Origin of the sequence: Gemmobacter aquaticus (genome assembly GCF_007859075.1) — a bacterium.
GTDB lineage: Bacteria > Pseudomonadota > Alphaproteobacteria > Rhodobacterales > Rhodobacteraceae > Gemmobacter > Gemmobacter aquaticus.
This window is the reverse complement of record NZ_VOAK01000006.1, coordinates 1-24,373: the sequence shown is the minus strand read 5'-3', so window position 1 is coordinate 24,373 and position 24,373 is coordinate 1. Positions and strand designations below refer to the sequence as shown.

The following is a 24,373-nucleotide window of genomic DNA, read 5'->3' as shown; positions in this document are numbered from 1 at the left end:
CGGCGGGGCCTGACGCGTAAAGGGCGAGGGTTGCGCCCGCCACGCGCCCCGAAAATCACCCAGAATGAAGATTATGTTACATATGCGCGCGCAGCCTGAAATAAGAACCATGTTCCATGCGCTGCCGCCCGCTGCGGAGATTGATCCCCGGCACGCCCCTTCGGCAGGACGGCGACAAAGGCCCGCCTGCGTAGAAAAGAGGCTTTTTTCGCCACAACCCGAGCGAAACACCCCTCTGCCCCTTGGAGCAGAGCGAAAAATTTGCCAAAGCGCCAGCAGCCAATTTTGAAGGGGTCCTCCATGACGACGAGCAGCGCCACGGCCGGGATCAGCCAGGCCACGCTGACCCACCTGCAACGGCTTGAGGCCGAAAGCATCCACATCATGCGCGAGGTGGTGGCCAATGCCGAAAACCCCGTCATGCTTTATTCGGTGGGCAAGGACAGCGCCTGCATGCTGCATCTGGCGAAGAAGGCCTTCTACCCGGCGCCGCCGCCCTTCCCGCTTCTGCATGTCGACACCACCTGGAAGTTCCGGGCGATGTATGACCTGCGCGACAAGGCCGCCAAGGACGCCGGGATGGACCTGATCGTCCACCACAACCCCGAAGCGCTGGAAAAGGGCATCAATCCCTTTGACCACGGCCCGCTGCACACCGACATGTGGAAGACCGAGGGGCTGAAGCAGGCCCTGACGAAATACGATTTCGACGTGGCCTTCGGTGGCGCGCGCCGCGACGAGGAAAAATCCCGCGCGAAAGAGCGGGTGTTCTCGTTCCGCTCGGCCAACCACCGCTGGGACCCCAAGAACCAGCGCCCCGAGCTGTGGAAGCTGTACAATACCCGCAAGTCCAAGGGTGAGAGCATCCGGGTCTTCCCGATCTCGAACTGGACCGAGCTTGACATCTGGCAGTACATCCATCTGGAAGGCATCGAGATCGTGCCGCTTTACTTCAGCGAGCCGCGCCCCACGGTGGAACGCAATGGCCTTCTGCTGATGGTCGATGACGAGCGCTTCCCGCTTCTGCCCGGCGAGACGCCCGAGATGCGCTCGATCCGGTTCCGCACGCTGGGCTGCTATCCGCTGACCGGCGCGGTGGAGTCGAATGCCCGCACCCTTCCCGAAGTCATTCAGGAAATGCTGCTGACCACGACCTCGGAACGCCAGGGCCGCGCCATCGACCATGACCAGTCGGCCTCGATGGAGAAGAAGAAGCAGGAGGGGTATTTCTGATGACCACCGAAATGAACGCTGGCACACAAAACCCGGTCTATGTCACCGACGCCCTGATCGCCGAGGACATCGACGCCTATCTTCTGAAACACCAGCACAAGACCATGCTGCGCTTCATCACCTGCGGGTCGGTGGATGACGGCAAGTCGACGCTGATCGGGCGACTTCTCTACGACACCAAGATGATCTTTGAAGATCAGCTGGCAAGCCTTGAGAAAGACAGCAAGGCCGTGGGCACGCAGGGCGGCGAGATCGACTTTGCGCTGCTGGTCGATGGCCTTGCGGCCGAGCGCGAACAGGGCATCACCATCGATGTGGCCTACCGCTTCTTCGCCACCGAAAAGCGCAAGTTCATCGTGGCCGATACCCCCGGCCATGAACAGTATACCCGCAACATGGTGACCGGCGCCTCGACCGCCGACCTCGCGGTGATCCTGATCGACGCGCGGCAGGGCGTGCTGACGCAGACGCGGCGGCACAGCTATCTGGTGCAGCTTCTAGGCATCCGCAATGTCGTGCTGGCCATCAACAAGATGGACCTTGTGGGCTATTCGCAGGAACGCTTCTACGAGATTGTGAAGGATTATTCACATTTCGCCAAGCAGATCGGGATGGAGGCTTTCCTGCCCATTCCGATTTCTGGCCTGAAGGGTGACAACATCGCGACCAAGAGCCATGAAATGTCATGGTATCAAGGCCCTACCCTTCTGCAGCACCTGGAGGAGGCCCCCATCAACGACACGCGGATGCTGGACCAGTCCTTCCGCATGGCGGTGCAATGGGTGAACCGCCCGAACCTCGACTTCCGCGGCTTTGCCGGCCAGATCGGGGCGGGCGTGGTGCGGCCGGGCGATGCGATCCGGGTCCTGCCCTCGGGCAAGACCACCACGGTCAAGTCGATCCCCACCTTTGACGGCGATCTGGATCAGGCCATCGCGGGCCAGTCGGTCACGCTGACCTTTGCCGACGAGATCGACTGCTCGCGCGGGGATGTGATCGTGCAGGCCGATGCCCCCTGCGAGGTCGCCGATCAGTTCGAGGCGACCGTCGTCTGGATGGACGAGCATGCCATGCTGCCGGGCCGTCCCTACCTTCTGAAGATCGGCACGCAGACCGTGACCGCGACGGTGACCGAACCCAAGTATGAGGTGAACGTCAACACGCTGGAACATCTGGCGTCCAAGACCCTTGGGCTGAATGCGATCGGCGTCGTGAACATCTCGACCGACCGGGCGATCCCGTTTGAAGCCTATGCCACGAACCCCGACCTTGGCGGCTTCATCCTGATCGACCGGATGACCAACGCGACGGTCGCCGCCGGCATGATCCACTTCGCCCTGCGCCGCAGCCAGAACATCCACTGGCAGGCCGTCGACGTGAACCGTGAGGCACATGCCGCGCTGAAAAACCAGAAGGCGCGCGTCGTCTGGTTCACGGGTCTCTCGGGCTCGGGCAAGTCGACCATCGCCAACCTGGTGGAAAAGAAGCTGCATGCCTTGGGCAAGCACACCTTCCTGCTGGATGGCGACAACGTGCGCCACGGGCTGAACCGCGACCTCGGCTTTACCGATGCCGACCGGGTGGAGAACATCCGCCGCGTGGGCGAGGTGGCCAAGCTCATGACCGACGCGGGCCTGATCGTGCTCACCGCCTTCATCTCGCCCTTCCGGTCGGAACGGCGGATGGTGCGCGACCTGATGGCGCCGGGCGAGTTCATGGAGGTCTGGGTCAACACGCCGCTCGAGGTGGCCGAGGCCCGCGACGTGAAGGGCCTGTACAAGAAGGCGCGGTCGGGCCAGCTGAAGAACTTCACCGGCATCGACAGCCCCTACGAGGCCCCCGAACTGGCCGAGCTCACCGTGAACACGGTCGAGCTGACCGCCGAAGAAGCCGCCGAGCGCATCGTGCAGGCGATCCTCGCGGGGTGATGCGGCGGGGAGCGGGACTTGCCCTTGCGTTGCGACTGGATTACCCAGCGGATGCGGTCAATTGATCGCGTCCGCCCTGCAGCCAGTGAAGCCGTGACCGATATGACCCAGGATAGCCGTGCCCTCGCCGAGGAATTTGACGTTCCGCATGCCCTGATGGAACGCTTCGTCAACCGGTTCTCGCCGAAGCTCGTTGCCCCGGATAGCTTCCGCGCCGATGCCGATACCATGTTGTTCGTGCATATCCCCAAGACGGCCGGCATGTCTGTCGGACGCAGCTTTCAGGAAACCTTTGACATATTCCGCGGCGTGCACTGGCAGGACGTCGTCAAATCCTTCCGCAATCAGACGCGCGAGGCGATCTATCTGCAATCACAGGGCCGGGCGCGGCAGGTGATCATGGGCCATTACGGCTGGCCCGAGCTGCAGGTCTGGCGCAACCACGAGATGCCGATGAAATGCGGCACGATCCTGCGCGATCCGGTGGCGCGAACGATTTCCAATTACCACTACAACTGCTCGGCCGCCCATCCCGACAACGAAGGGTTCCGCAACCGGTTCCCGACCCTTGATGCCTATGTGCAGCAGATTCCGTACGATGTGCAGGTCACGCAGGCACTTGGCATGGTGTGTTCGTTCGAGAACGTCCTGACCAAGCTGATAAATCACTATACCTTCCTTGGGGTGACCGAACATCTCTCAGCTTCGCTCGCCCATCTGGCCCGGTCACACGGGCTGCCCAAGCCACAAGAGTTCCGCGAGAACATCGGCAAGGCGTCAGAGGACGAAGCACCACCCGCCGACCTGATCAAGCACATCGAGGCGCGCTGCCACAATGACCGAAAGCTGCACAGCCTGCTGATGCGGCTTTATGCAACCAACTGAACCGAGCGGGACACAAAGCCACAGATGCGCATCCTATTTCATGCCCCTGGCCTCGCTGCCTTTCGCCCCGAAATGCAGATGCCGCGCCTTCTTGGGGTGCAGGCGACGGCGACAGATACGCTGGGCGGTCTGCAGGCTACGCACAAACTGACGGGCAATCGTGGCAACATCATCCATGCCGAAGCCCCAGTGAAGATCCTGCGCAAGGATTACACACATTCGGCTTATGGAAACCTGGCAGCTCTGAGCAAGGCACTGGCACCGCGTTTCCGCGAGGAAATGGCCGAAAACTTCGACATCATTGTCATTTCAATGGCCAATTTCATCCGCCCGGATCATGATGGTGCGGCACTATTCAATGCAATCAATGCATTGGACGGCGCCGTGAAGATCATTGTCCTTGGCGCAGGATTGCAGGGGAACCACCCGCTGTCGGCCATGATGCCCAGCAACCGCGACCTGATCGCGATCATGAACGAGAGGGCGGCGCTGTTCGGGGTGCGCGGCAACCGGACGGCAGAATGGCTAAGCACAAATGGCTTTACCAATGCCACGGTGCTCGGCTGCCCCAGCCTTTATGCCTATCCGCAGTCCATCCTGTCGATTGACGGAAGCGCGGCGCGGGCCAAGGGAGCGGCCGCCGACGTGATGACCGCCGGCCACCTGAGCGTTCATGACAAACGGATTGTCTCACGCGGGATCGAACTGGCGCGGGCCTTCAGCGGCATTGATGCCTCTTATGTGTTCCAGGACGAAATCTTTGCCTATGGCGATTTGCCCAATCAGGCTTTCCTCTACAATGAAGGCAGCAATGAATGTGCAGCCGGCCCGCTGAATAGCTGGCTCAGCCGGCTCTGCGGTATGCCTGTCGATTTCCGCCGATACTACTATTTCACCGAGGCCGGGTCATGGCGCCAGGCCGCCTTGCGCCATGATGTCTTCATTGGTGACCGGTTCCATGGTGGGGTTGCGGTCTTGCAGGCGGGGCGTCCGGCCATCTTCCTGAAAGAAGACAACCGCGTCGCCGAGCTTACCGAGCATTTCGGCCTGCCTGCAGTGTCAATCAACCGTTTTGCCCGTTGGGGGCTCGCCAAAACTCTGGATGAGTGCCTGAACGACGATGTCCTGAACAGGATGAAGCGCCGCTACCGGCAGCGCCACACCGAATTCTCTGCTGCGATGGCCGCACACGGGCTTGTGGTCGAAACCCGCATGCCCCGTCCCAAGCAGGTCATACAACAGGCGGGCGCTGGCCCACAGAGGCCGATCTCGCACCAGCCTGCGCCGCTGTTTGAACGTCTGGAGCATCAGGCCCGACGGGTCGCACGGGCGGCGCGCCGCCTTGTAAAGCGCTGATGGCGCCTACTGCTCCATCAAGCGCTTGTGCAGCCGGATCGCGGCATCCAGACGTTCGAAGTAATACATCCGCCCGTTTTCCAGCACGAGGCCGGCGTCGCAGAACTCCTGCAGTTCCTTCATGTTGTGGCTGACCATGATCGCGCCCGAGGTCTTCATCCGCTCGCGGAAGATCGCCTTGCTCTTGGCCCGGAAGCGCGCGTCGCCCACGGATGTGACCTCATCGACCAGATAGGTGTCAAAGGGGATGCCCATCGAGGCCCCGAAGGCCAGACGGGATCGCATGCCCGAGGAATAGCTGCGCAGGGGCATCTGGAAATGCGCGCCCAGCTCGGCAAAGTCCTGCACGAAGGCACACAGACTGTCGCTGTCGATGCCATAGATGCGGGCGATGAAGCGCACGTTCTGCGCCCCGGTCATGTCGGGGTGCAGCGCCCCGCCCAGACCGATGGGCCAGGAGATCGTACCGTCCGAGATGACGCGCCCGCTGTCGGGGGGCAGCGTGCCCGCCACGATCTGCATCAGCGTCGACTTGCCCGCCCCGTTGCGGCCCAGTAGCCCAAGCGCCTTGCCCGAGGGCAGCTCGAGGCTCAGGTCATCGATCACCACCTTGCGCCCCCAGGGGGTGGGGTAGCTTTTCGTCAGATGTTCGAACCGGATCATGCGCCCTGCCCCGGTGCCATCAGCGCCGGTCGCGCACGCTGTAGAAGATCAGCGCACCGATCGCCCAGGCGAAGGTCAGGAACAGCGCGATCATGCCGGTCAGGATGGCGCGCTGCGGGTATTCGGCGGTCTGCGGCAGGGTCGGGCGGACATAGGGCGCCAGATAGACGGTCTGCCGGGCCGCCTGTTCGCGCGCGCTGTCCTGTGCGGCGAGCGCCAGGCGATAGGTTTCCTCGGCATATTGCAGATCGACGGTCAGGCGCTCGAACTCGGCCAGAAGCTCGGGGTAGTTCTCGCCCGCAGCACCACCCTCGGTGGTGGCAAAGGTTGCCCGTTCCGAGGCGATGCGGTCACGGATCACCGCGATGCGGCGGTCGGTCTGTTCACGCCGGGGATCGTTTTCCAGCGTGGTGCCCAGAACGATGTCATTCTCGATCAGCGCCTCGGCCAGCTGCTGCTGCAGGTTTGCCAGAACCCCCATGCGGCCCTGGATATCGGCGGCCGGATCGACGATCTGGGTGCGGGTCCGGAAACGGCTCAGCGCCTCGCGCGCCTCCTTCAGGCGAACGATAGTCTTGTCCACATCCTCGTTGGCATAGCGCATGATGTCCTCACGCGCCGCCTGGTTGAGGTTATTGATCATCTTCTGGCTCTCGGCCAGGATCTCTTGCGCGATCCGCTGGGCCTGATCAGGCGCAAAGGCCAGCACGCGCAACTCGATCAACTGGGTCGCGCTGTCATACGAGATGCGCACCATCCGCTCCCAATGGCCGTGCAGAGCCTCGGTCGAAGGGTTGGGCCACAAGGCAAAAGCCGGATCGGCAGGCCAGTTCTGCGAGTAGATGTCTGCCAGGCCGATGCGCTCGTCAATGGCGGTGACGATTTCCTGGCTGCGGATGAATTCATAGAGGATATCGGTTTCCATCGAGCCACCGCCACCGGTGATGCGGGTCAGCCCACCCAGGATGTCGGTGGCCGAGCTTGCCTCTTCGCGCCGGACGGTGAAGCCCACGGTCGAGGCATACTGATCCTTGGCAAAGCCCCACAGATAGACGGCCGAGGTCAGGACCGGTAGCACAACCACCAGAACGAAGGCCCAGACCAGCCCGCGATGGCGTGCACGCACCTGCGCGGGCGCAGCCAGTGGCGGAAGGGGCGGAAGCGTGCTGGAGGGCCCTTCGGCGGCCAGCTTGGCGCGGGCACCGCCCGGCTTGCGGCCCCGCTTGGGCGCGGCCGGCTGCGAAACTGCGGGTTGCGCGTCCTCCATGCTAGGGCCGGTCTGATCCGTCACTTTGGCTCCTCGGCGCACAGCCGTTTGATATCCTGCCCGCGTTTCTACATAATGGGCGGGTTGAATGCCAGTCCGGACCGCCCATGCCTGAAAGCCCCCTGCCCGCCTTGCCCGCCGATCCGCCCCGGACGGCGCGGCCGCATCGGCGGCGCTTCGCCTCGGGACGGGTGATCCTGGCGCTGATGCTGCGCGAGATGTCGACCAGCTATGGCCGCACGCCCGGGGGCTATATATGGGCCCTGCTGGAACCCCTGGGCGGGATTTTGATCCTCTCCATCGGCTTTTCGCTGCTGGTGCGCAGCCCGCCACTCGGCACCAGCTTCATATTGTTCTACGCCACCGGCCTGATGCCGTTCGACCTGTTTCGTAAAGTCAGCATGACCACCGCGAAATCGTTGCGCTTTTCGCGGCAGCTTCTGGCCTATCCGGCAGTCAGCTGGATCGACGCGCTGCTGGCGCGGTTTCTGTTGAACACGCTGACCGGGGTGACAGTCAGCTACATCCTGCTCAGCGCAATCCTGATCTTCGGCGGCAGCCGGAGTGTCGTCGATATCTGGCCGGTGCTGACGGCGATGAGCCTTGCAGCCCTTCTGGGCCTTGGGGTGGGGAGCGTGAATGCGGTGCTGATGGGGTTCTATCCCACATGGGAGTCGATCTGGGCGATCATCACCCGCCCGCTCTTCATCGTCTCTGGCATCCTGCTGCTGTATGAGCATGCGCCCAACACATTGCAGGACATCCTGTGGTGGAATCCCCTGCTGCATATCGTGGGCGAGATGCGGAGCGGCTTTTATCCGATGTATGACGCCAATTACGTCAGCCTCGTCTATGTTCTGCTGCTGTCGATGGCGCTTCTGGCCTTCGGGCTGCTGCTGCTGCGCCGCTTCCACCGCGAGATCCTTGACGACTGAGCGGCGGCGGTTCTTGGTGGCGGCACAGCCGTGACCCTTTCCCTCCTCCTGTGATCCGTGTTTCAGAAAGGCCCTTTTCTTGCAGATCGAGCAGACCTCCCTTCCCGGCGTGGTGATCCTGACGCCCGCACGTTTCGGCGATGCGCGCGGCTTCTTTTCCGAAAGCTGGAGTCGCCGGCGTCTGGCAGAGGCCGGCATCGACATCGATTTCGTGCAGGACAACCATTCGGTCTCGGCGCGGGCGGGTACCCTGCGGGGGCTGCACTTCCAGTCCCCCCCCCATGCCCAGGCCAAGCTGGTGCGCTGCGGGCGCGGCGCGCTGTACGATGTGGCGGTGGATATCCGCCGCGGCTCTGCCACCTATGGCCAGTGGGTGGGGGTCGAGCTTTCGGCCGAGAACGGCCGGCAACTGCTGATCCCGGCGGGCTTCCTGCACGGATTTGTCACACGGGCCGACGATACCGAGATCGTCTACAAGTGCAGCGATTACTATGCGCCCGACTGTGACGGGGCGGTGGCCTGGAACTCGGTCGGGATCGACTGGGGGCTGACGGGCGAGCCGGTGCTCTCGGCCAAGGATGCCGCGGCGCCGGCCCTGGCCGATTTTGTCACGCCGTTTGTCTGCGAGGGCTGAGAGATGAAGATTCTGGTGACCGGGGGGGCGGGCTTCATCGGTTCGGCCGTGGTGCGGCAGGCAGTGGCGCGGGGCCATCATGTGGTCAATGTCGATTGCCTGACCTATGCCGCCTGCCTTGAAAACGTGGCAAGCGTGGCGTCGAGCCCGCTTTATGCATTCGAGCGCGCCGATATCCGTGACCGGGCGGCACTGGACCGGATCTTTGCCGCGCATAAACCGGATGCGGTGATGCATCTGGCCGCCGAGAGCCATGTGGACCGCTCGATCGACGCGCCGGGCGCCTTCATCGAGACCAATGTGAACGGCACCTACAACATGCTCGAGGCCGCGCGCGCCCATTGGACACGCGCGGGCAAGCCGGTCGGGTTCCGCTTTCACCACATCTCGACCGACGAGGTCTTCGGGTCCCTGCCGGCCGACCCGTCGGTGAAGTTCACCGAAACCACCCCCTATGACCCGCGCAGTCCCTATTCGGCCTCGAAGGCGGCCTCGGACCATCTGGTCCGGGCCTGGGCCGAGACCTATGGCCTGCCGGTGGTGCTGACCAACTGCTCCAACAATTACGGGCCCTACCATTTCCCCGAAAAGCTGATCCCGGTGATCATCCTCAATGCGCTGGCCGGAAAACCGCTGCCGATCTATGGCGACGGGTCGAACATCCGCGACTGGCTTTATGTCGAGGATCATGCCGATGCGCTGCTTCTGGTGCTGGAAAAGGGCGCCCTGGGCCGCAGCTACAACATCGGCGGCGAGAACGAGCGGACGAACCTTGAGCTGGTGCAGACGCTCTGCGCGATCCTTGATGCGAAGCGGCCAAAGAACACGGGCTCTTATGCCGACCAGATCACCTTCGTGACCGACCGCCCCGGCCATGACGCGCGCTATGCCATCGACCCAAGCCGCATCCGCGCCGAGCTGGGCTGGCAGCCCAGCGTGACGGTGGAAGAGGGGCTGGAGCGCACGGTGCAATGGTATCTCGACAATGCCGACTGGTGGCAGCCCCTGCTGGCGCGCAAGGGCGTGGGCGAACGGCTGGGAACCTCGGCATGAGGGTGCTGGTCTTCGGCCGCACCGGCCAAGTGGCGACGGAACTGCAGCGCCTTGCCCCGCAGGCGATCTTTCTGGGGCGCGATCAGGCAGACCTTGCCAGCCCCGACACCTGCGCCGCGGCGATCCGGACGCACCGCCCCGATGCGGTGATCAACGCCGCCGCCTGGACGGCGGTGGACCGGGCCGAGACCGAAGAGGATGCGGCGGCTCTGGTGAACGGGCAGGCCCCCGGCGCCATGGCCCGGGCCTGCGCCGATCTGGGCGCACCGATCGTCCATATCTCCACCGATTATGTGTTCGACGGATCGGGCAGCCGTCCCTGGGCCCCCGATGACCCGACCGCCCCGCTTGGCGCCTATGGCCGCACGAAGCTTGCAGGCGAAGCGGCGGTGCGGACCGCAGGGGGATCCCATGTGATCCTGCGCACCTCATGGGTGTTCTCAAGCCATGGTGCGAATTTCGTGAAGACCATGCTGCGGCTTGGCGCTGACCGCCCTACCTTGCGCGTCGTGGCCGACCAGATCGGCGGGCCGACGCCTGCGGCCGATATCGCAGCGACCTGCCTTGCGCTGGCCCGCGCCTTGCGCGACGGCGCCACGGGCGGCACACATCACTACGCAGGCGCGCCAGAGACCAGCTGGGCCGGTTTCGCGCGCGAAACATTCGCGCAGGCCGGGATGGCGGTCACGGTCGAGGATATTCCCTCGGCAGCCTATCCCACACCGGCGCGCCGCCCGCTCAATTCCCGCCTCGATTGCTCCGCATTGGCGGCGGATTTCGGGATTACGCAACCGGACTGGCGGGCCGGCCTGGCCCGGGTGATTTCAGAACTGAAGGGCATTTGACATGACGGCACGCAAGGGCATCATCCTGGCAGGCGGATCGGGCACACGGCTTTATCCGATCACCATCGGCGTCTCAAAGCAGCTGCTGCCGATCTATGACAAGCCGATGATCTACTACCCGCTTTCGGTGCTGATGCTGTCGGGCATCCGCGAGATCGCGATCATCACCACCCCTCAGGATCAGGACCAGTTCCGCCGCACGCTGGGCGATGGCAGCCAGTGGGGGCTACACCTCAGCTATATCGAGCAGCCCTCGCCCGATGGTCTGGCGCAGGCCTATCTGCTGGCCGAAGATTTCCTGGCCGGCGCGCCCTCGGCCATGGTGCTGGGCGACAATATCTTCTTCGGCCATGGCCTGCCCGAGATGCTGGCCCGCGCCGACGCCCGCGCCACGGGGGGCACGGTCTTCGGCTATCGCGTGGTGGACCCGGAGCGCTATGGCGTGGTGGGCTTTGACGCGGACGGCCGGGTGAACCGCATCGTTGAAAAGCCCGCCAAGCCGCCCTCGCATTACGCGGTGACCGGGCTTTATTTCCTCGACGGCACCGCATCTGCCCGGGCGCGCGAGGTTCAGCCCTCGCCCCGCGGCGAGCTGGAGATCACGACGCTTCTGGAGATGTATCTGGCCGAAGGGCTGCTCTCGGTCGAGCAGATGGGTCGCGGCTTTGCCTGGCTCGATACCGGCACCCATGCCAGCCTGCTGGATGCCGGGAACTTTGTGCGCACGCTGACCGAGCGGCAGGGCCAGCAGGTGGGCAGCCCCGAAGAGATCGCCTTTGCCCAAGGCTGGATCACGCCCGACCAACTGGCAGCGCGGGCGCGGCTTTTTGGCAAGACCGCCTACGGCAGCTATCTGGCCGCGCTGCTCGACCGCTGATCAGAACCAGCGCCCCACGGCCATCAGCCGCATGGGATCGGCCCGGCGGGCATCCAGCTTGTCGCGCACCGAAAGACTGGCGGCCGAGGCCGAGGGGGCGCTGTCCAGCATGACACAGGCAAGGACCGCAGCCTGCGCCGTGCCGGTGACACAAGGGGCGGCGGCAAAGGCCATGGGATAGGTCCAGCCGACCGCGGCCGAGGTCGAGCCCGTCAGGGTTGCGGTGCAGATCTGCGTACCATCGGCAAAGCGGACATAGTCGCCACCCCCGTTGCTGCCGCGCTCGATCACCGCGCCGGTGGGGGCGCCCGCGCTCTGGCTGACCGTGCCCAGAAGGTTCCCCTGCCGGTAGAGCGTGGCATCGAGCTGCGGCCAGCCCGCCCCCACCCGCAGCACCCGGCCCGCCGTTGTATCCGTCGCACTTGCCGTCACTGCGGCGCCGGTCAGCGGCACGTCAAGCTGCAGCGCCGTGCCGCCGAGAAGCGCGCGCTGCACCCCGCCTGTCGCAAAGCCCATCTGCCCCGAAGCCGGGCGGAAAAGACCCACGCCACTGCCATTGTCAAAGGCCAGCGCGGGGGTTTCCGCATCGCCATCGGGCAGGCGCGCGCCGCCGGGCAGGCGCAGCCGGCCGGTCGTGCGATCCGCCACCAGCGCCTCGGCCCAAGTGACACCATCGGCGCTGACCTTGACCGAAAAGTTGTCACCCCCCGCGAGCCCCATCTCGGCCCGGCCCGACCAGTCGGTCTGATAGAGCAGAGAGGCGGTCTGGCCCGGCCCCGCCTTGTTGATCTTCAGCTGATGCCCCCCGCCCGCATGGGTCAGCAGCGTGGCGGGGCTGGCCACCGACAGCCGGTTGGTGGTGTCATAGACACTGGCAATGCCCAGACCATCGAGGTTCTGCAGCGGCAGGCGGTCCCATAGGGTGCCACGCCAGACGCGCAGCTCGGCCTCGGCCCGGCCCCAGGCCCGCCAGCCCTCCAGCGGGTCGATGAAAACCCAGTCCCCGCCGATCCGCGCGGCAAGCCTGCGCCCCTGCCCTGCCCATGCCCCGCCGGGCGAGGGCCCAAGCGCCCAGACCTGCCCGGCGGCGGGGCTGGCGGGCGGCGTCGTGGCGCCAAAGGCCTCGACCGTCAGCTGCACGACGGCATCCAGCAGCTGCAGCGCCTCGTTATGGGTCACGTGCTTCTGCGCCTGACTGGGCATCAGATAGGGCAGAACGAGGTTCGGCGAGGTATCGGGCATTGCGGGGCTCCTGCGGGATGCGGTCGGCCCGACCATCCGCAGGCGCGGTTAAGGCCCCCCCTAGCCCGCGCGCGCGCCCTTAACCCTTTGGCAGCATCCGTGCCCGCACCCAGCCAAGGAAGGCCCGGTCGGGCGCCGACAGCCGTGGCCGCCCCGAAGCGACCCAGAAGGCGCGCCATTCGGCCTCGAGCGCATAGACATCGGCACCGGGGGCCAGCGCGCGGGCGGCATCGAGGGCGCCGGGGTCCATGCGGGGGGCGCTGAAGTCGGGGCCGTCCTCCTCGATCACGCCGGCGCGGGTGAAGCGGATCATGTCGCCCGGCTCCTCGGTCATGGCATAATCGGGCAAGGGTGCCTCTTCGATCATCTTGCGGATCGCGGCGCGGAACACCCGCACGGGCGCGGCAGAGCCGGACTTCTTGTGCAGCGTGCCGACCGAGATCCGCCATTCCGGTTGCCGCCCGCAATGTTTGCGCGCCAGTTCATAGACCCGCCGCTCCAGCGGTTTCCTGAGCCCGAAATACTCGGGCGAGAGCGTCAGCACCGACCGGCCCAGAACCGCGCGGAACAGCCATTCCGAAAGCGTGACCATGACCGAGATCATCCGTCCGCCCCGCGTCTTGCGCAGGATCTCCCAGCTTTCGATCAGGCCGAAGCCGCTGGTGGCCTCGATGCCCCCTGTCACGATATTGGTGGTGATGCGGGTGCCGGCCAGACGCTCGAAGGCCTCGCGCAGCCGCAGATAGCTGTCACCCCCGGTGTCGCGGCGCGTGGCCAGCAGCAGGTCATGCGCCTTGAGCTGCAGGGTGCGGCTGACCTCGCGGCCCGCGTTCAGCCCCGCCATCAGCTGGCTGATGCAATAGATCAGGATGTCCTTGTCATGGATCGTGGCCCGTCCCTTGACCGAGGGGATGACCTCGACCTGCGTGCCGTTGTGTTCGTATTTCAGGATGCGCCGGTCGGGCTTGGTAGAGAGCGAAAAGATCGGATGTTCCATCGTGCCCAGATCGTCCTTCGGGCTCGCCCCGAAGACGTCACAGATGAAAAGATCGCCGATCGCCGCGGGGGTGGATACGCCCCCCCGACCGATACCCGGTCTGCGGACGGGGATGCCCCCCGCCACCGCCTGTCCCGCCATGACTGCCTCGATGTCCGCCCCCGTTTTCTATCGGGGTTTCAGTGACACCCAGCCTAGAATTATCCACAGGCCGCGTCCAGCACGCCGATTGGCGGATCAGAGTCACCTCAGCGGCGGATCAGAGTCGCAGGATCGGGGGATCAGAGTCGGTGCAGCAGAAAGGCACCCGCATTTGACCAATGAAAACAAGACGCTGCAGGAAAGCCTTGGCTCCCGTAACAAATAAGATAACATCGCTCTAACAAAAAAAATCCGCACATGACTTGCGGAGGATGGCAAGCTTGCGTCCATAAGCACCCCCTGCCCTATGGGGTCACCCAGCCCAAGCCACAGAATCAGCTGAGAAAATCCTGCCGTGTGATGTCTTTTCTTCCATATGCCACGTTTTGCGGTATGATGAGAAAAACACAGCACATGAGGCGCAGATGAAGCCCGAGGCAGCAGCACCCCTTCCCCCCTATTTCGCCATCGACCCCGATGCGGCGCTGGCGGCACTTGGAGCCCCCACCACGACCGAGAGCTTTGGCCAGATCGCGCGGGCCTGCGAAACCGGTCGGGCCGATCTTGCGGGGCGCGGGCTTGATGAGACCGGCAGTCGGCGGCTGCGTCTCTTCTCCACATGGGAGATCACGCGCTACCTGATCCCGGTCGGGCAGGCGCATTTCCGGCGCGTGCTGAAGCAAAACCCCGACCTGCCGCAGGGCGCGTCCGAAACCGATGGCGGGGCCAAGTGGTTCACGCTGGATGAGGTTCTGCGGCTGCGCGCTTTCTTTGCGGCCGAGGGGTCAAAGGCCAAGCCCTACCTGCCCTGGCGCCCCAAAGGGCTGCCGGCCAAGATGCTGGCGGTTGCGAACTTCAAGGGCGGGGTCGGCAAGACCTCGACCTGCGCGCATCTGGCGATGTCAGCCGCGCTCGATGGCTACCGGGTGCTGGTGATCGACCTCGACAGCCAGGGGTCGATGACCTCGATCTTCGGCGGGCGGGTCGAGGATGAATGGCAGACCGTCTTCCCGATGCTGGCCCGCCATTACGCCCAGCATCTGCGGCTGGACAACCAGCGCAGGCTTGACCGGGGCGATGCGCCGATCCCGTTGGACGAGACGCTAACCGAGGCGCTGACGGTCAAGGCCGAGAGCCTGATCCAGAAAACCCACTGGCCCAACATCGACCTGATCGGGGCACAGCTGAACCTCTACTGGGCCGAATTCCAGATCCCGGTCTGGCGCATGCAGTCGCGCGGCTGGAAGCTGTGGGATGCCCTGACCGAGGTTCTGGCCGCCGACGGCGTGCTTGACCAGTATGACGTGATCTTCCTCGATACCCCGCCCGCGCTTGGCTACCTGACGATCAACGGCCTTGCGGCGGCGGATATCCTTCTGGTGCCGATGGGGGCCTCGTTTCTGGAATTCGACAGCACGGGCCGCTTCTTCGACATGCTGCATTCGACCTTCCGCTCGATCGAGGAGGGCGAGAACATGGCCGCTCGCGCGCTTGGCCGGCCTGAGCTGAACTTTGAATGGGACGCGGTACGCGCGCTGATCACCCGCTATGACGGGGCCCAGCAGGCCGAGCTTGCGGCGCTGATGCAGGGCTGGATGGGCAAGACGCTGTCGCCGCACCGGCAGGACTTTACCGCGCTGATCGGCCAGGCGGGCGAGCAGGTGCGCGGGATCTACGAGGCCGACTATCGCGACTTCAACCGCGAGACCTATGCCCGCGGCCGCGAGACCTTTGACGAGACCTGGGCCGCGGTGAAGGCGCTGATCCTCGGCAGCTGGCGGCGGGATGAGCTGGATCTTGCGAAAGAGGCCGCACAGTGACGTTTTTGAGGATGTATTTGGGGACTGTTTTCGCCTGTGCGTTTCGCGCGCGAAACATCACCGTCCGCCCACGCAGGGATGCGTTCATGCCCCCTGCCCCATTCTGTCGCCCCCTCAAGCGGAGCTGATCCATGGCCAAACGCAAACGCCTGTCTGCCTTCGGCGCCCCCGAAACCGCCCTGGATGCCGGTGACGAGATGCCGGTTCTGGAAACCAAATCCTTTCCGACCTACCCCATGGGCTATGCCGGCGGGCATACCTATACCCGGCCTGAGGGGCGTCCGGCCCCGATTGCCGATATGGCCGGTGCCGCCGCCGCCACCGCCGCGATGGAGGAGATGGCCGAGACCCTGCGCCGCGCCCGCGAGAATGGCCGGATGGTGCTGCAGCTGTCGCTGGATCAGGTCGAGGCCGGCTATCTGGTGCGCGACCGCCTCGCGACAGACCCCGAGGAAATGGCGGCCCTGACCGAGAGCTTGCGCGCCCGTGGCCAGCAGACCCCGATCGAGGTCACCCAGATCGGCCCGGACCGCTACGGGCTGATCTCTGGCTGGCGGCGGCTGCGGGCGCTGGCCAGCCTGCAGGCCGAGACCGGCGAGGCGCGCTTCGGCCATGTCCTCGCCCTGCAGCGCAGGCCCGAACAGGCCTCGGATGCCTATGTCGCGATGGTCGAGGAAAATGAGATCCGCGTGGGCCTGTCGTTCTATGAACGCGCCCGCATCGCGCTGAAGGCGGTCGAGGCCGGGGTTTATCCGGATGACCGCGCGGCCCTGCGTGCACTCTTCGCCACCGCCTCGCGGCCCAAGCGGTCAAAGATCGGCTCGTTCCTGACGGTGGTGCGCGCGCTGGATGGCGCCCTGCGCTTCCCCGAGGCGATCGGCGAACGGCTGGGCCTGCAACTGGCGCAGGCGCTGGAGGGCGATGCGGGCCTCGGCCCCCGGATGCGCGCGGCTCTTGCAGACGCCAGCCCACCCGATCCTGCCGCCGAACAGGTGCTGCTGGCCCGCCTGATGGCACCCCCGCCCAAAACCCCGGATTTGGCCGTGTCAGAGACTGTTTCGGCCGCGGATATCGCCCCCGGCATCAGCCTTTCCGCACTGAAGGGCCATCGTCTGGTGCTTGAAGGGGCAGGGGTCGACGCCGCCTTCCGCGCCCGGCTGGAGGCCTGGCTGCGCAATCAGGCCTGAATGTTTCGCGCGCGAAACACTCCAGTTCTTCTTTTCAAAAATATCCTCGGGGATGAGGCGCACCCGGAAAACCATCCGGGGGATGGTTTTCAGCGCCGAATGCCCGGCACGGGCCGGAGGCGGGGGCAGACAGCCCCCGTTTTTTTGGCCCCCGCGTTTCCCTTAAAGCGGGTTCACGGTGAAGGCCGGCATCTTCTCGCCCGTCTCCAGCGTGGCCAGATAACGGCGGCCGCAGTCCAGCGCCTCGCGGATGGTCACGTCCATGTCGAGATAGCGATAGGTGCCAAGCCGGCCCACGAAGGTGACATTGTCCTCGGCGCGGGCCTTGTCGACATATTCGGCCAGCAGGGTTTTCTCGGCCACCTGGCGGATCGGGTAATAGGGGATGTCCTCAGGCCCGCAGGCGCGCGAGTATTCCTTGTACAGCACCGACCCTTCGTGGCTTTCCCAGGGGGCAAAGTGCTTGTGTTCGGTGATGCGGGTGTAGGGGACGTCCACATCGCCGTAGTTCATCACCGCGCAGCCCTGCCAGTCGCCCTGATATTCAAAGCGCTCGAAATCCAGCGTGCGATAGCCGAGGCGGCCAAGGTCATAGCCGAACCAGCCGTCGATCGGGCCGGAATAGAAGACGTGATCGTAGTCGGCCGCCTGATCGCGCGTCACGGTGGTGCCAAGCGTCACCGTGATCCCCGGATGGTCGAGGATACGCTCCACCATCGCGGTATAGCCGTTTTCCGGCATGCCCTGGAATTTGTGGAAGAAGTAGTTGTCGTCATAGTTGAAGCGCACCGGCAGCCGCTTGAGGATGCTTGCCGGCAGTTCGGTGGGCGAGCAGCCCCATTGCTTGATCGTATAGCCCTTGAAGAAGGCCTCATAGAGATCGCGGCCCACAAAGCGCAGCGCCTGATCCTCGAAGGTCTGCGGATCAGAGATCGAGGTATCGGCCTTGCCCTCAAGGAAGGTCTTCGCCTCGTCGGGCCGCAAGGTCTGGCCGAAGAACTGGTTGATCGTGTGCAGGTTGACGGGGAGAGAGTAGACCGCGCCCTGCGAGGTGGTCTTCACCCGGTTCTTGTAGGGCTGGAACGTCTCATACCGGTTCACATAGTCCCAGACCTCGGCATCGTCGGTGTGAAAGATGTGGGGGCCATAGACATGGACCATGACGCCGGTGCCCGCGTCGCGCAGGGTGTGGCAGTTCCCGGCGATATGGTCGCGGGCGTCAAGCACCGTCACCTTGTGGCCCGCCTCGGCCAGCATCCGGCCGATCACCGCGCCGCTGAGGCCCGCGCCCACCATCAGGCAATGTCTGGTCTTGGGGCCGGTCTTGGGGTCGGTCATGGGAAAATGCTCCGCGGAAAGTTGCGCCCGCCCCTCTCTAGCAGCCCTTCCCCCGTTGTAAAGCTGAGGCCAAGCCCGTAGCAGAAGGGGGATTGCTGGGAATGGGATTGATCATGTCGGATACGGTTCTGGTAACGGGTGGCGCGGGCTATATCGGGGCGCATGCCTGCAAGGTGCTGGCGCGGGCGGGGTTCACCCCGGTGACCTTCGACAACCTGAACACCGGCTGGGAAGAGGCGGTGAAGTTCGGCCCCTTCTTCAAGGGCGACCTGATGAACCGCGCCGATGTCGATGCGGCCTTCGCGCAGTACAAGCCCGTGGCGGTCCTGCATTTCGCGGCCCTCTCCCTTGTCGGCGAAAGCATGACCGACCCCGGCAAATACTGGCGGGTCAATGTGATGGGCGCGCTCAACCTGATCGAGGGCGCGCTGGCGGCGGGCTGCCGGAACTTCGTCTTCTCCTCGACCTGCGCCACCTATGGCGATCAGGACGGGGTGCTGCTCGATGAAAACTCGGTGCAGCTGCCGATCAACTCCTATGGCGCGTCGAAACGCGCGATCGAGGACATGCTGCGCAACTTTAGCGCAAGCCATGGCCTCAATCACGTGATCTTCCGCTACTTCAACGTGGCGGGCTGCGATCCTGATGGCGAGGTGGGCGAGCAGCACACCCCCGAGACCCATCTGATTCCGCTGATGCTGGATGCGGTGGCGGGCAAGCGGCCGGCGCTGACGGTCTTTGGCTCTGACTATCCCACGCGTGATGGCACCTGCGTGCGCGACTATGTGCATGTGATGGATCTGGTCGAGGCGCATGTGCTGGGCCTGAAATGGCTTTTGGAGGGCAAGGGAAACCGCGTCTTCAACCTTGGGACGGGAACCGGATTCACCGTGCGCGAGGTGATCGAGGCCAGTCGCGCCGTCACCAACCAGGAGGTGCCGATCATCGAGGGCAGCCGGCGGGCGGGCGATGCGGTGGCGCTGGTTTCGGGGTCGGCCCGCGCGGCCGAGGAACTGGGATGGGAGCCGCAGCGATCCACCCTGCGGCAGATGATCGGCGATGCCTGGAAATGGGCGCAGGGGCCGGGTTTCGCCAAGTGATCCACGCAGGGTGGGCCGCATGACCCCATGCGGCTTTCCATTTCCGCGCCGGTCGTCTAAATCCGCCGCACCGCGACAACACAGGACGTGACATGCAGGACAGCACGACCGTGAAGCCCCATATCATGGAGCGGCAGGCCTATCTGCAGAAGGAAGTCGCCGAGATCAGCGCGATCTATCGGCGGTGTTTCCCCGGCCATGCGCTCCAACTGGTGGTGGAAGAGGGTGATGACCCGGCCAGGACCGACCCGGTCGTGCTGGATGCCGGACAGGCTGTGCAGGCGCAGCATCTGTCGTCGCAATATCTGGGTCGGATCGACCTGCCGGGCCCGCATCCGGATGCACCGGTGATCCGGGCAGTCCTGCGCATTCCGCGCACCCCGACCAAGGGCGAGATTGCCAATGCCGAGGCCCCCTGGCGGGCCCCGCGCGTGCTGCGCCCGCTGTTTCGCGTGGCGCCGGGGGCTTATGAATACATACGCTATACGGCCGAGCGCTTTCGCGCGGGTCGCATTCGCCGTCATAACTGGAAGAAGCTGCCCTTCGGCAAGGGCTCACCGATCCTTGTGCCATCGGTCCAGCCCGATGCCGCGGCCCGGCCCGCGATCCTGATCGGGTTTCACTGGCTTGAGGTGGGCGGGGCCGAGAAGATGGCCTTCGATACGGTGAACTGGGCCTTGGCGGCGGGCCTGCGGGTCTTTGTCGTGGCCTCTGTCCCCTCGATCCAGCGTCTGGCCGACCGTCTACCCGACCACCCCGATGTGACCTTCATCCGGCTGGACCGCTATCTGCCGCCGCGCCTGTGGCCGCTCTATCTGGAGCGGCTGGCGATCGAGGAGAACATCCGCCTCATCCATATCCACCATTGCTCGCATCTTTACGCGTCGCTGGCGCATCTGCGGGTTTCGGTGCCGTGGATCCGGGTGCTCGATTCCACCCATATCGTGGAATATGTCGATGGCGGCTATCCGCGGATGTCCGGGGTCTGGTCGAACTACATCGACCTGCATCATGTCATCAGTGGCGAGCTGGTGGACTTTTACCGCGACCGGTTCCATGTGCCCCACAGGGTGAAACTGGGCCGCATGCTGACGCGCCATGACGGCGAGGTGGCCTTGCCCGCGCTGAACATGACGGTGGGTGCCAAGGTGCTGCGGGTGGCCTTCATCGGGCGGTATTACTATCAGAAGCGCCCCATCGTGATGGCCCGCACCCTTGGCGCGCTGGCCCGCTGGGCCCGCCGCAACGGGGTGGAGTTGCGCGCCACGCTGGTGGGCGAGGGGCCGTTCCGGCGCGAGGTCGAACAGCTGGTGCGCAGCTATGGCCTGGGTGATGCGGTCGAGTTTCTCAGCGCCTCGGCCGATGTGCCGGGGCTTCTGCGCAAGTCGGACATCCTGCTTCTGCCCTCGAACAACGAGGGGCTGGCGCTTGTCTGCTATGAGGCGATCGAGCAGGGCTGCATCCCGATTTCCACCGATGTCGGTTCGCAGCGCGAGATCGTGCCGTCGGGCCTGCTGGTGCCGCATGACCCCGGCGCGGCCGTGCGCCGCAGCGTGGCGATCGTGAACCGTCTGTGGCGCGACGGGACCTTCCTTGCCGAACAGGGGGCGGCCATGCAGGCCTGCTATCGCCGCCTTGCAGCGGACCCGACCGCTGAAGAGGTGCTGATGCCGATCTACCGGGCCGCCGCCACGGGCGCGCCCGCCCTCGATGACATTCTCTGAGGTGACATGTCCGTCCTGACCAATACCGCCGCCGTCATCGTGACCTTCAACCGCTCGGCCAAGCTGGCGCGGGTGCTCGATGCGCTGGCCGCGCAGACGCTAAAGCCCGACACGATCTATGTGATCGACAACGCCTCGACCGACGATACCGAGGCGGTGGTGGCGGCCAAGGCCATGCCCTCGGTGCGCTATGTGAAGCTGCCGAAGAACGTGGGCGGGGCAGGGGGCTTTCACGAGGGGATGAAGATCGCCTACGAACAGGGGGCGAACTACCTCTGGATTTCCGACGACGACGCCTATCCCGAACCCGACGCTCTGGAGAAGTTGCTGGACGGCATCCAGGATTTCGAGACGCGCCACAAATGGCGGCCGAGCTTTGCCTGTTCGCGGGTGGAATGGATCGACGGCACGCTCTGCGAGATGAACACGCCGATGCCGGTCTGGGACTGGCCGCGCTTCCTGCGGGCGGATTCGCTCTATGCGCTGGTGGTGTCGTGTTCCTTCGTGTCGGTGCTGATCCCCCGCTGGGCGGTCAAGGAGCATGGCCTGCCGATCGCCGACTATTTCATCTGGTTCGACGATGCCGAATACACCCGGCGCATCGCGCGGTCCTATCCGGGGATCTTCGTGCCCGAAAGCCGCGTCACCCATGACACGCCGGAAAACAAGGGTGTGAACTACAGCCTTGTCACGGAAAAGAGCCTGTGGAAATTCGCCTATGGCGCCCGCAACGAAACCTCGTTCCACCGGCGCGAGCGCGGGATCGTCGGTGTTCTGGGCTTTGCCAACCGGGTCCGGACCGAAATGAAGCGCGGCAATGTGCCATGGTCGATCCGCCGCCGCATCTTTGGCGCGATCCTCAAGGGCTGGAGCTTCCGTCCACCGATCGTCCAGGTCTGAGGCCGCGCGCCCGACCGTATCCCGGTGTGCGAAACAGGGCGGGTGTTTTGCAAAACCGGGCCGAGAGCGGTTGATTTTTGTCGCCCGAAGGCGCACTCATCTGCCCCGACAGCCAGCCTCGGATGAATATCATGCCCGCATACCGTTCCCGCACCTCCACACATGGCCGCAACATGGCAGGGGCCCGCGGCCTCTGGCGTGCGACCGGGGTGAAGGATGGCGACTTCGGCAAGCCGATCATCGCCATCGTCAACTCATTCACCCAGTTCGTGCCCGGCCACGTCCACCTCAAGGATCTGGGACAGATGGTCGCCCGCGAGGTCGAGGCGGCCGGCGGCATCGCGAAAGAGTTCAACACCATCGCGGTGGATGACGGCATCGCCATGGGCCATGACGGGATGCTGTATTCGCTGCCCTCGCGCGAGCTGATCGCGGATTCGGTTGAATACATGGTGAATGCCCATTGCGCCGACGCGATGGTCTGCATCTCGAACTGCGACAAGATCACCCCCGGCATGCTGATGGCGGCGATGCGGCTGAACATTCCGGCGGTTTTCGTGTCGGGCGGGCCGATGGAGGCGGGCAAGGTCACGCTGGGCGATGGGCGCACCATCGCGATCGACCTGGTGGATGCCATGGTGGCCGCGGCCGATGACAAGGTGTCGGATGCCGATCTGGCCGCCATCGAACAGGCAGCCTGCCCGACCTGCGGGTCGTGCTCGGGCATGTTCACCGCCAACTCGATGAACTGCCTGACCGAGGCGCTTGGCTTTTCGCTGCCCGGCAACGGCTCGACCCTGGCAACCCATGCCTACCGCAAGGCCCTGTTCCTTGAAGCCGGGCGCCGCGCGGTCGACCTCTGCAAACGCTATTACGAGCAGGAGGACGCATCCGTCCTGCCGCGCAACATCGCGACCAAGGCCGCTTTCGAAAACGCCATGGCGCTGGATATCGCGATGGGCGGGTCCACCAACACCGTGCTGCACATCCTTGCCGCCGCGCAGGAAGGCGGGGTGGATTTCACGATGGACGATATTGACCGGCTGTCGCGCAAGGTGCCGTGCCTGTGCAAGGTGGCGCCCAACAAGGCCGATGTGCATATCGAGGATGTCCACCGCGCCGGCGGCATCATGGGCATTCTGGGCGAGCTGGATCGCGCAGGCCTGATCCACCGCGACTGCCCGACCGTCCATGCCCCCACCCTGGGCGCCGCGATTGACCAGTGGGATATTGCGAAGTCGAACAACCCCGAGGCGCGCGAGCTGTTCCTCGCCGCCCCCGGCGGCGTGCCGACGCAGGTGGCCTTCAGCCAGTCGTCGAAATGGGCCAGCCTCGATACCGACCGCGAAAAGGGCATCATCCGCTCGGCCAAGACCCCGTTCTCCAAGGATGGCGGGCTGGCCGTGCTGAAGGGCAATATCGCCGTGGACGGCTGCATCGTGAAAACCGCGGGCGTGGACGAATCGATCCTTGTCTTCACCGGCAAGGCCAAGGTCTTTGAGAGCCAGGACGCGGCGGTCTACGGCATCCTGAATGGCGGGGTCGAGGCCGGCGACGTGGTGGTGATCCGCTATGAGGGGCCGAAGGGCGGGCCGGGCATGCAAGAGATGCTCTATCCGACCAGCTACCTGAAATCGAAAGGTCTGGGCAAAGCCTGCGCCCTGATCACCGATGGCCGCTTCTCGGGCGGGACCTCGGGCCTTTCCATCGGCCACGCCAGCCCTGAGGCCGCCGCCGGCGGCGTCATTGGCCTCGTGCGCGAAGGGGATGTGATCGAGATCGACATCCCGAACCGCACGATCAACCTGGCTGTGTCTGACGCCGAGCTGGCTGCCCGCCGGGCCGAGCAGGATGCAAAAGGCTGGAAGCCCGAGGCCCCGCGCAAGCGCCAGGTCTCGACCGCGCTGAAGGTCTATGCCCAGTTCGCCTCCTCGGCGGACAAGGGGGCGGTGCGGGTGCTGCCCGAGTAAGCCTCGCAGTAATCCCGGAAGAATCGGAAGCCCGCTGTTATGGCGGGCTTTTTTCATGTGTTTGGTGGGGTGCTGTGTGTGGTTGTTGGGAATCGTGTTGTGGATTCGTGGGTGATTCCGTTGGGTTGGGGTTTTCGGGAGAGGCTAGGGTGGGATCTAGGGGTGTTTTCTTGTTGCTTGTGGTTTGTGCGGGTTGCCAAGGAAACAAGGGAAGTGCGACGGTGATGTGAAGAATTTTGGTGTTTTGGTGCATTTTCCTCTTGCGGGTTTTGGTTGGT

The 24,373-nt window shown here is 64.7% G+C and carries 20 protein-coding genes; 15 read left to right on the top strand and 5 right to left on the bottom strand.

Features of this window, described 5'->3' with window-relative positions:
- The first annotated feature begins 300 nt into the window (after nt 1-300).
- The 4 genes from cysD to FQU74_RS01650 all read left to right on the top strand — a co-directional run bounded on the left by cysD (nt 301) and on the right by FQU74_RS01650 (nt 5,402).
- Nucleotides 301-1,233: a sulfate adenylyltransferase subunit CysD gene (gene cysD / locus FQU74_RS01665; RefSeq protein WP_146284717.1), complete on the top strand. Its 933-nt coding sequence runs from the start codon at nt 301-303 to the stop codon at nt 1,231-1,233.
- Complete coding sequence (gene cysN / locus FQU74_RS01660; protein WP_373289062.1) at nt 1,233-3,161, top strand: sulfate adenylyltransferase subunit CysN; 1,929 nt, start codon at nt 1,233-1,235, stop codon at nt 3,159-3,161. Before cysD ends, cysN begins: the two co-directional genes overlap by 1 nt.
- Before the next feature lie 102 nt (nt 3,162-3,263).
- Nucleotides 3,264-4,046, top strand: a complete 783-nt coding sequence (locus FQU74_RS01655) for a sulfotransferase family 2 domain-containing protein (protein ID WP_229704486.1) — start codon at nt 3,264-3,266, stop codon at nt 4,044-4,046.
- Between the two features lie 24 nt (nt 4,047-4,070).
- Nucleotides 4,071-5,402, top strand: coding sequence for a polysaccharide pyruvyl transferase family protein (locus FQU74_RS01650; RefSeq protein WP_146284715.1), 1,332 nt, complete (start codon nt 4,071-4,073; stop codon nt 5,400-5,402).
- Nucleotides 5,403-5,408: 6 nt separating this feature from the next.
- Here FQU74_RS01650 and FQU74_RS01645 read toward each other — a convergent pair whose 3' ends face one another.
- Both FQU74_RS01645 and FQU74_RS01640 read right to left on the bottom strand, forming a co-directional pair.
- Nucleotides 5,409-6,065, bottom strand: a complete 657-nt coding sequence (locus FQU74_RS01645) for an ABC transporter ATP-binding protein (RefSeq protein ID WP_146284714.1) — start codon at nt 6,063-6,065, stop codon at nt 5,409-5,411.
- Nucleotides 6,066-6,084: 19 nt separating this feature from the next.
- Complete coding sequence (locus FQU74_RS01640; RefSeq protein ID WP_229704482.1) at nt 6,085-7,356, bottom strand: KpsE/RkpR family capsule polysaccharide export protein; 1,272 nt, start codon at nt 7,354-7,356, stop codon at nt 6,085-6,087.
- Between the two features lie 83 nt (nt 7,357-7,439).
- Here FQU74_RS01640 and FQU74_RS01635 point away from each other — a divergent pair, with 83 nt between their 5' ends.
- From FQU74_RS01635 to rfbA, 5 genes are all read left to right on the top strand, one after another.
- A complete protein-coding gene (locus FQU74_RS01635) occupies nt 7,440-8,267 on the top strand; it encodes an ABC transporter permease (RefSeq protein WP_146284713.1) in 828 nt (275 codons plus the stop codon).
- 79 nt (nt 8,268-8,346) lie between these two features.
- Complete coding sequence (gene rfbC / locus FQU74_RS01630; RefSeq protein ID WP_146284712.1) at nt 8,347-8,901, top strand: dTDP-4-dehydrorhamnose 3,5-epimerase; 555 nt, start codon at nt 8,347-8,349, stop codon at nt 8,899-8,901.
- Nucleotides 8,902-8,904: 3 nt separating this feature from the next.
- Nucleotides 8,905-9,954, top strand: coding sequence for a dTDP-glucose 4,6-dehydratase (rfbB, locus tag FQU74_RS01625; protein ID WP_146284711.1), 1,050 nt, complete (start codon nt 8,905-8,907; stop codon nt 9,952-9,954).
- Nucleotides 9,951-10,799: a dTDP-4-dehydrorhamnose reductase gene (gene rfbD / locus FQU74_RS01620; RefSeq protein WP_146284710.1), complete on the top strand. Its 849-nt coding sequence runs from the start codon at nt 9,951-9,953 to the stop codon at nt 10,797-10,799. Before rfbB ends, rfbD begins: the two co-directional genes overlap by 4 nt.
- 1 nt (nt 10,800) lies before the next feature.
- A complete protein-coding gene (rfbA, locus tag FQU74_RS01615; protein WP_146284709.1) occupies nt 10,801-11,676 on the top strand; it encodes a glucose-1-phosphate thymidylyltransferase RfbA in 876 nt (291 codons plus the stop codon).
- Here the strand turns inward: rfbA and FQU74_RS19540 are convergent, their stop codons facing one another.
- Both FQU74_RS19540 and FQU74_RS01605 read right to left on the bottom strand, forming a co-directional pair.
- Nucleotides 11,677-12,918, bottom strand: a complete 1,242-nt coding sequence (locus FQU74_RS19540) for a DUF2793 domain-containing protein (RefSeq protein ID WP_229704483.1) — start codon at nt 12,916-12,918, stop codon at nt 11,677-11,679.
- Between the two features lie 79 nt (nt 12,919-12,997).
- Nucleotides 12,998-14,056: a replication initiator protein A gene (locus FQU74_RS01605; protein ID WP_146284708.1), complete on the bottom strand. Its 1,059-nt coding sequence runs from the start codon at nt 14,054-14,056 to the stop codon at nt 12,998-13,000.
- A gap of 425 nt (nt 14,057-14,481) precedes the next feature.
- On the opposite strand from FQU74_RS01605, the gene FQU74_RS01600 reads away from it, so the two are divergent.
- Nucleotides 14,482-15,876 carry an AAA family ATPase gene (locus FQU74_RS01600; RefSeq protein WP_146284707.1) on the top strand — a complete coding sequence of 465 codons (1,395 nt, stop codon included), beginning with the start codon at nt 14,482-14,484 and terminating at the stop codon, nt 15,874-15,876.
- 131 nt (nt 15,877-16,007) lie between these two features.
- Nucleotides 16,008-17,063: a ParB/RepB/Spo0J family partition protein gene (locus FQU74_RS01595; protein WP_146284706.1), complete on the top strand. Its 1,056-nt coding sequence runs from the start codon at nt 16,008-16,010 to the stop codon at nt 17,061-17,063.
- 162 nt (nt 17,064-17,225) lie between these two features.
- On the opposite strand, the gene glf is transcribed toward FQU74_RS01595, so the two are convergent.
- Entirely contained in the window at nt 17,226-18,401 is a 1,176-nt protein-coding gene (gene glf, locus FQU74_RS01590; protein ID WP_229704484.1) for a UDP-galactopyranose mutase, read from the bottom strand.
- A 113-nt stretch (nt 18,402-18,514) separates the two neighbouring features.
- Here glf and galE point away from each other — a divergent pair, with 113 nt between their 5' ends.
- The 4 genes from galE to ilvD all read left to right on the top strand — a co-directional run bounded on the left by galE (nt 18,515) and on the right by ilvD (nt 24,095).
- Nucleotides 18,515-19,501 (top strand): UDP-glucose 4-epimerase GalE, encoded by a 987-nt coding sequence (gene galE / locus FQU74_RS01585; RefSeq protein ID WP_146284730.1) that lies wholly within the window; start codon nt 18,515-18,517, stop codon nt 19,499-19,501.
- Nucleotides 19,502-19,593: 92 nt separating this feature from the next.
- Nucleotides 19,594-21,225 carry a glycosyltransferase gene (locus tag FQU74_RS01580; protein ID WP_146284705.1) on the top strand — a complete coding sequence of 544 codons (1,632 nt, stop codon included), beginning with the start codon at nt 19,594-19,596 and terminating at the stop codon, nt 21,223-21,225.
- Between the two features lie 6 nt (nt 21,226-21,231).
- On the top strand, nt 21,232-22,125 hold the full coding sequence (locus tag FQU74_RS01575) for a glycosyltransferase family 2 protein (protein WP_146284704.1): 894 nt from the start codon (nt 21,232-21,234) through the stop codon (nt 22,123-22,125).
- 131 nt (nt 22,126-22,256) lie between these two features.
- Nucleotides 22,257-24,095, top strand: coding sequence for a dihydroxy-acid dehydratase (gene ilvD / locus FQU74_RS01570; protein ID WP_146284703.1), 1,839 nt, complete (start codon nt 22,257-22,259; stop codon nt 24,093-24,095).
- The last annotated feature ends 278 nt before the right edge of the window (nt 24,096-24,373 follow it).

Bases quoted from the DNA above. Each gene is read 5' to 3' on its own strand.
- cysD (WP_146284717.1), top strand. From the start codon at position 301: ATGACGACGAGCAGCGCCACGGCCGGGATCAGCCAGGCCACGCTGACC.
- cysN (WP_373289062.1), top strand. From the start codon at position 1,233: ATGACCACCGAAATGAACGCTGGCACACAAAACCCGGTCTATGTCACC.
- FQU74_RS01655 (WP_229704486.1), top strand. From the start codon at position 3,264: ATGACCCAGGATAGCCGTGCCCTCGCCGAGGAATTTGACGTTCCGCAT.
- FQU74_RS01650 (WP_146284715.1), top strand. From the start codon at position 4,071: ATGCGCATCCTATTTCATGCCCCTGGCCTCGCTGCCTTTCGCCCCGAA.
- FQU74_RS01645 (WP_146284714.1), bottom strand. From the start codon at position 6,065: ATGATCCGGTTCGAACATCTGACGAAAAGCTACCCCACCCCCTGGGGG.
- FQU74_RS01635 (WP_146284713.1), top strand. From the start codon at position 7,440: ATGCCTGAAAGCCCCCTGCCCGCCTTGCCCGCCGATCCGCCCCGGACG.
- rfbB (WP_146284711.1), top strand. From the start codon at position 8,905: ATGAAGATTCTGGTGACCGGGGGGGCGGGCTTCATCGGTTCGGCCGTG.
- rfbD (WP_146284710.1), top strand. From the start codon at position 9,951: ATGAGGGTGCTGGTCTTCGGCCGCACCGGCCAAGTGGCGACGGAACTG.
- rfbA (WP_146284709.1), top strand. From the start codon at position 10,801: ATGACGGCACGCAAGGGCATCATCCTGGCAGGCGGATCGGGCACACGG.
- FQU74_RS19540 (WP_229704483.1), bottom strand. From the start codon at position 12,918: ATGCCCGATACCTCGCCGAACCTCGTTCTGCCCTATCTGATGCCCAGT.
- FQU74_RS01605 (WP_146284708.1), bottom strand. From the start codon at position 14,056: ATGGCGGGACAGGCGGTGGCGGGGGGCATCCCCGTCCGCAGACCGGGT.
- FQU74_RS01600 (WP_146284707.1), top strand. From the start codon at position 14,482: ATGAAGCCCGAGGCAGCAGCACCCCTTCCCCCCTATTTCGCCATCGAC.
- FQU74_RS01595 (WP_146284706.1), top strand. From the start codon at position 16,008: ATGGCCAAACGCAAACGCCTGTCTGCCTTCGGCGCCCCCGAAACCGCC.
- glf (WP_229704484.1), bottom strand. From the start codon at position 18,401: ATGACCGACCCCAAGACCGGCCCCAAGACCAGACATTGCCTGATGGTG.
- galE (WP_146284730.1), top strand. From the start codon at position 18,515: ATGTCGGATACGGTTCTGGTAACGGGTGGCGCGGGCTATATCGGGGCG.
- FQU74_RS01580 (WP_146284705.1), top strand. From the start codon at position 19,594: ATGCAGGACAGCACGACCGTGAAGCCCCATATCATGGAGCGGCAGGCC.
- FQU74_RS01575 (WP_146284704.1), top strand. From the start codon at position 21,232: ATGTCCGTCCTGACCAATACCGCCGCCGTCATCGTGACCTTCAACCGC.
- ilvD (WP_146284703.1), top strand. From the start codon at position 22,257: ATGCCCGCATACCGTTCCCGCACCTCCACACATGGCCGCAACATGGCA.